Raw genomic sequence first — 5,528 nt, forward strand, 5'->3', positions numbered from 1 at the left:
CTCTGGCTCCTCGAGCTGGACTCGAACCAGCGACCAATAGATTAACAGTCTACTGCTCTACCAACTGAGCTATCGAGGAACTACACGCTCATACTCCCGCCATTTTAGAAATGGCGGAGGGATAGGGATTCGAACCCTAGGGCCCTCTCGGACCGCTGGTTTTCAAGACCAGTGCTTTCGACCACTCAGCCATCCCTCCGTAGGAGTGGCGCGTATATTACCTCGATCAATTTTTCTGTCAACAACGAGAAGCCATCTTTTTCAAAGTTTTTGCATTTATTTTCGTATTTCCTGAAAACGCTTAATAAACAACCAGAAGGCAGCTAATAAATTGATCACTCAACAACCAATACCTGAATTCCTTCCGAATCCTTAAGTTTTGTTTAATTTTCTTATGGGATACTGAAACCTTTTAAAATGGAGGCTGCCCCTAATGCGCTTGCTGTTAATCGAAGACGACCCTCTGCTGGGTCAGGGCATTATGCTCGCACTGCAAGCCCGGAATTATCGGGTCGATTGGCAACAAACCGGGTCTGCAGGCTTGCACGTCATGCAACAAGATAGCGCCGGAGTCGTCATCCTTGACCTTAACCTGCCGGATATGGATGGACTTGAAGTGTTGCGGCAAGCCCGTCAACAAGGGATCGCCACACCCGTTCTGATCCTGACAGCCCGCGATGCTATCGAGGAACGGATTACCGGCCTCGATAAGGGTGCGGACGATTATCTGGTTAAACCGTTTGATCTAGACGAACTGGAAGCCCGCATTCGTGCATTGCACCGCCGCGCATCAGGTCGCGATCAGGAGTACATTGAACACGGTGATCTCACCATTAACACAGCGGCGCGGGAGGTTAAGTTCCAAAACCATTCAATTTCCTTGGGGCGACGGGAGTACGATCTGCTACTGAGTTTGCTGAATGCTAAAGGACGTGTACTCACCCGCCGTCAGATAGAAGAAGAAATTTACGAGGATGACCCGGAAAGTAATGCACTGGAAGTGCATATCCACGCCCTGCGCAAGAAGTTTGGCAAGAGTCTGATTCGCACTGTACGCGGAGTTGGCTACATGGTGGAGAACTAATATGCGTTCAATTCAGAACCGTATTCTATGCGCACTCGCGGGACTGTTCAGCATCGCTACTCTGGTCTTGCTGAGCTGGACATGGTCGACCACGAATCATGAAGTCGAGGAAGTGTACGATGCGTCACTGGTGCAGTTTGCCCGCCAGTTCGCCAGTCAGCTCACTCTCAGCGATAATCCGGACACCCTACTTTCTTCCATGCGAGCATCAGTGCGTCAGGTAGAGGCCGCGATGCCGCCACGCACAGGCAGCGAAGATGAATACGAAGAGGGCTATCGTAGTCTGAATACTTATGATCCGGGCCATTATTACGAACAGAATCAGGGCTTTCAGGTGTGGGGCACACAGGGTGCCCTGCTCTATTCATCACCTTCTGATCTACAACTCCCCGCACCAGAAAACGCAGGCTTTGATACACATAATTCCGAGGCTAGCCCGCAACAGCGTAGTTATACGCTTTATCTACCCGAGCGGTCGCTATGGATACGTGCCAGCCAACCGCTTGCCCTGCGTACAGAGGTGGCAGAAGAGGTCGCTGAACAGGTTTTATTGCCTTTAGCCGTGGTGATTACCAGCCTGATCGTGGCCATCACGCTGACGGTCAATCTCAATCTGCGACCGCTTAAAAAGATCAGTCGGGAGCTGGATCAGCGCAATAGCGCGGAGCTGTCGCCGATCAACAGCCAGGGCCTACCCAGCGAACTGCAGGCCCCGGTCGAGTCACTTAACCGAATGTTCCAACGGGTTGCCGATACCTTGCAGCGTGAACGCCGCTTTACCAGTGATGCCGCCCACGAGCTGCGTACACCTCTGGCCGCCTTGCGCATTCATATCGAACGTCTCGCGCTCTGCGATGAACAGGCAGCACCGCTATCTGCGGGCCTGAACCGGATGGAGCGGGTGGTCACACAACTCCTCATGCTGGCGCGACTGGAGCCGCGTAAAAGTGAGCAGCTTGAGCTGCAAGCGCTGGATGGTGATCAACTGGCCGCGGACCTGATCGCGGAACTGGTCCCGCACGCACTTAAGCGCGGCGTTCAGATCGAGCTAATCAATCAAACAAATCAGCCGCTTTACGCCGAGCCCACACTGATCGAGATCCTACTGCGAAATCTGATCGAAAACGCCATTCGCTATACCTGTATCGGCGATACCATCATTGTTTCATTGTCCAAAGAACAGCAGAACTTCCAGATCAGCATTGCAGATCACGGTCCGGGGCTGAATGCTGCACAAAAAGCACAGGTCGTTCAGCGTTTCTATCGCCAGAACAAGGCTGACAGCGAGGGCGCCGGGCTGGGGTTTTCGATCATCGATCAGATCGTCACCCTGCATCAGGGAGAATACCAACTGCTGGACACAGCCGGTGAGAGAGGCTTAACGGTGCAGGTGAAACTGCCTCAACCTTAAGTTTGTTTTAAGTTTGCTGCGCGACAATAACCTCATTCACACCACTTAATGAGGCTCTACCGATGAAAGCACTGATCACTGCCACCACTGTACTGATGCTCGCGACCACTCAGGTTCACGCCGGTCCACGTTGTACCGATGGTAATCAGCAAGACTGGATCCCTGAGGAAACGATGCAACAGCAGATCAAAGACCAGGGATTTAAGATCAAGAAGTTTAAAGTCACCAGCGGTGGTTGCTATGAAATCTACGGCTGGGATCAGGCGGATAACCGAGTTGAGGTTTATTTCCATCCCGTCTCAGGTGACGCTGTAAAAACCAAGATGAAGTAACCATGTTTACTCAATCGCAACAGACCGTGAAGGTGTGGGATCCGTTGATCCGCACCTTCCACTGGTCACTGGCCACCAGTTTTCTGCTCAACTATTTTTTGCTGGAAGAAGGAGAGTCTGCCCATGAGTGGGTCGGCTATCTGACGTTAGCGCTGGTCGCCGTGCGGATTGTCTGGGGGTTTATTGGCCCCCAGAATGCACGTTTCAGTGACTTCTGGCCGACACCCACTCGTATCAAACATCACCTGTGTGAGCTTCTACGTGGCGATACACCCTCCCCTGATCGTCATAATCCAATCGGCGGACTGATGATTCTGGCGCTGCTGGCAGGCGTCGTGCTCACGGGCTTTTCTGGCTGGTTAGCCACGACAGATCTGTTCTGGGGAGAGGATTGGATCGAAGACCTGCATGAAACCAGCGCTAATCTGGTGATGGGATTGGTAGGTTTTCATGTCGTCGCAGTAGTCTGGTTCAGCCGACGTGGTCCGCACAACCTGATACGCATCATGCTGACAGGTTATCGGGATACATGACCACCCGTTTACAAAGCCATCTATCTCGTCGGTGCAGATTTACCCGCATACCGGGTTATGCCCGGTATGCCTTTAGCGTCACAGTATAACCAGACGTTCAGCCAACTCTTTCTCAACGATACGCTCGCTGAATAGCATCGGGTCGATGGGCTTACTCAGATAATAGCCTTGTACTGAATAACACCCGGCGTCACGTAAAAAGTGCAGCTGCTGAGCCGTTTCGACACCTTCCGCCACCACCTTCAGCCCCAACGCTTTGGCCATTTCGATGGCGGCTACAATCAGCTGCTGATCACTGGCATCAATCGCCAGATCGCGCACAAAACTGCGGTCAATTTTAATGACATCAAACGGGAACATCTTCAGGTAAGCCAGTGATGAATACCCTGTACCAAAGTCATCCATCGACAACATCACGCCCAGTGCTTTCAAATCATCCAATACCTGTGCAGTACCGGAATCTTTTTTCACCAACAGTCCCTCTGTCAGCTCCAGTACCAGCGCCTGTGCCGGAAACCCGGTTTCATCCAATACGGACTTAAGCAGATGGATAAAGTCCTGATGGCGCAACTGACGCGGTGAGATATTTACCGCCAGATAAAAGTCCTTCAGGCCCTCATCAAGCCACTTGCGCCCCTGCGTACACGCCGTTTTCAGAATCCAGTGACCAATTTCCACAATAAGTCCGGTTTGTTCTGCCAACGGAATAAAGTTATCCGGCCCGACAAAACCCAACTCATCACTGCGCCAGCGTACCAGTACTTCAGCCCCCAGCAAGCGCCGGTCATCAGAGCCGAAGATCGGCTGATAGTGGAGATAGAGTTCATGGTTCTGCAGTGCAGAGCGCAGATGTCGCTCCATCTCCACACGTACCGCCACATCTTCGTTCATGCTGGATTGATAGAAACCGTAGCTGTTACCGCTGTTCTCCACCTTGCAGCGGTGCATGGCGATATCAGCATGCTGAAGCAGGCTCACTTCATCGCGGCCATCATCTGGGTAGATGGAGATACCGACCGTTCCAGAGATATAGAAGCGGTGCTCCTCAATCTCGAATTCGTGTTCCAGTTCCTGCAATACCTGCTGCGCCATACGCGGCGCTTCGCTTTCGGCATTCACTTCATCCAGCAGCATAACAAACTCATCTGCACCGTATCGCGCCAGCGTATCGCCAATGCGGGTAACAGACAGCAAACGCTGGGCAACGGCAATTAGCAGCTGATCGCCTGCTTCATGCCCCATACCGTCATTGATCTTTTTAAAATCATCCAGATCGATATACAGCACCGCGACATTGGTGTTGTTCTCTGCCGCATGTTCCAGTGAGCGCTTCAGACGTTCCGTAAATAACTGCTTATTGGGCAGATCGGTGAGTAGGTCAAACTGCGCCTGATAACGAATGGTTGCTTCTTGCTGTTTAAATTCGGTGATATCCCGCAGACAAGCCACCCGCACCGACTCACCCTCCAATTCGCTATTCTTAGCGAACACTTCCATCGGGAACTCGCGCCCGTCTTTACGCAAGGCCTGCACCTCGTAAGGCAGCTCCATCCCCGTGTGCACGTTGTGAAAACCCACCGCGATACTTTCCGGCGCAAGCAGGTCCCACACCTCCATGGACGCCAGTTCTTCACGGTTGTAGCCAAACATACGTTCAACGACGGTATTTAAGTCGACAATTTTACCGCGCCGATGGATCAGAATACCCTCGTTGGAAATGTCGCCGAGCTGATAAAGACGTGCTTCCGTTTTAACACGCTTGCGTTCTTCGGCGGCCTGAAGCTTCAAACTCTGACGCCAGCGCAGAAACATCACCGCAAATATTAAAGACAGCACACTAAACAGGGGGATAGCCAGCTCGGTCAGGTTTTTGATCTGGTTATACTGTGTAACTGGCTTTCCTTCGCGAAGATAAAAAACCTGCCAGCCGTTTAAACGCTCTAATGGGGCCTTCTCCAGTACAAAATCACGCTCATTCACTTTGATACGCCCGGCATCATCGACTTGTTCGAAGCCAAGGCTCTCAATACGCGTATCACCAAACTGTCGTGATGAGAGCACCTGTTTCTGCTGGATTTCGCTCAGGGGCCATAAGCTTTTCAGGATCCAGTCAGAATTCGTGGCCGCAAAGACAATACCCTGTGAATCCACCAGCATCAGGTTGCGGC

5 protein-coding genes and 2 tRNA genes are annotated in these 5,528 nt (G+C 52.0%); 4 read left to right on the forward strand and 3 right to left on the reverse strand.

The features are described 5' to 3' along the window. Window positions 1-3 precede the first annotated feature (3 nt). Window positions 4-79: transfer RNA gene (locus ABYW01_RS12800), tRNA-Asn, on the reverse strand. A 32-nt stretch (window positions 80-111) separates the two neighbouring features. Further along, window positions 112-199: transfer RNA gene (locus tag ABYW01_RS12805), tRNA-Ser, on the reverse strand. A gap of 234 nt (window positions 200-433) precedes the next feature. Between ABYW01_RS12805 and ABYW01_RS12810 the strand changes: the two genes are divergently transcribed. From ABYW01_RS12810 to ABYW01_RS12825, 4 genes are all read left to right on the forward strand, one after another. After that, the gene (locus tag ABYW01_RS12810) at window positions 434-1,084 is read left to right on the forward strand and encodes a response regulator (RefSeq protein ID WP_372833265.1); all 651 of its coding nucleotides are present in this window, start codon (window positions 434-436) and stop codon (window positions 1,082-1,084) included. A gap of 1 nt (window position 1,085) precedes the next feature. After that, complete coding sequence (locus ABYW01_RS12815; protein ID WP_372833267.1) at window positions 1,086-2,495, forward strand: ATP-binding protein; 1,410 nt, start codon at window positions 1,086-1,088, stop codon at window positions 2,493-2,495. A gap of 62 nt (window positions 2,496-2,557) precedes the next feature. Further along, a complete protein-coding gene (locus tag ABYW01_RS12820) occupies window positions 2,558-2,827 on the forward strand; it encodes a PepSY domain-containing protein (protein ID WP_372833269.1) in 270 nt (89 codons plus the stop codon). 2 nt (window positions 2,828-2,829) lie between these two features. Beyond that, window positions 2,830-3,360 carry a cytochrome b/b6 domain-containing protein gene (locus ABYW01_RS12825; RefSeq protein WP_372833272.1) on the forward strand — a complete coding sequence of 177 codons (531 nt, stop codon included), beginning with the start codon at window positions 2,830-2,832 and terminating at the stop codon, window positions 3,358-3,360. A gap of 78 nt (window positions 3,361-3,438) precedes the next feature. Here ABYW01_RS12825 and ABYW01_RS12830 read toward each other — a convergent pair. Continuing rightward, window positions 3,439-5,528: putative bifunctional diguanylate cyclase/phosphodiesterase (locus ABYW01_RS12830; RefSeq protein ID WP_372833273.1), on the reverse strand; the 2,090-nt coding region annotated here is incomplete at its 5' end.

It is taken from the genome of Pontibacterium sp., from assembly GCF_041587635.1.
Taxonomy (GTDB): Bacteria; Pseudomonadota; Gammaproteobacteria; order Pseudomonadales; family Balneatricaceae; genus Pontibacterium.

Bases quoted from the DNA above. Each gene is read 5' to 3' on its own strand.
- ABYW01_RS12820 (WP_372833269.1), top strand. From the start codon at position 2,558: ATGAAAGCACTGATCACTGCCACCACTGTACTGATGCTCGCGACCACT.
- ABYW01_RS12825 (WP_372833272.1), top strand. From the start codon at position 2,830: ATGTTTACTCAATCGCAACAGACCGTGAAGGTGTGGGATCCGTTGATC.
- ABYW01_RS12815 (WP_372833267.1), top strand. From the start codon at position 1,086: ATGCGTTCAATTCAGAACCGTATTCTATGCGCACTCGCGGGACTGTTC.
- ABYW01_RS12810 (WP_372833265.1), top strand. From the start codon at position 434: ATGCGCTTGCTGTTAATCGAAGACGACCCTCTGCTGGGTCAGGGCATT.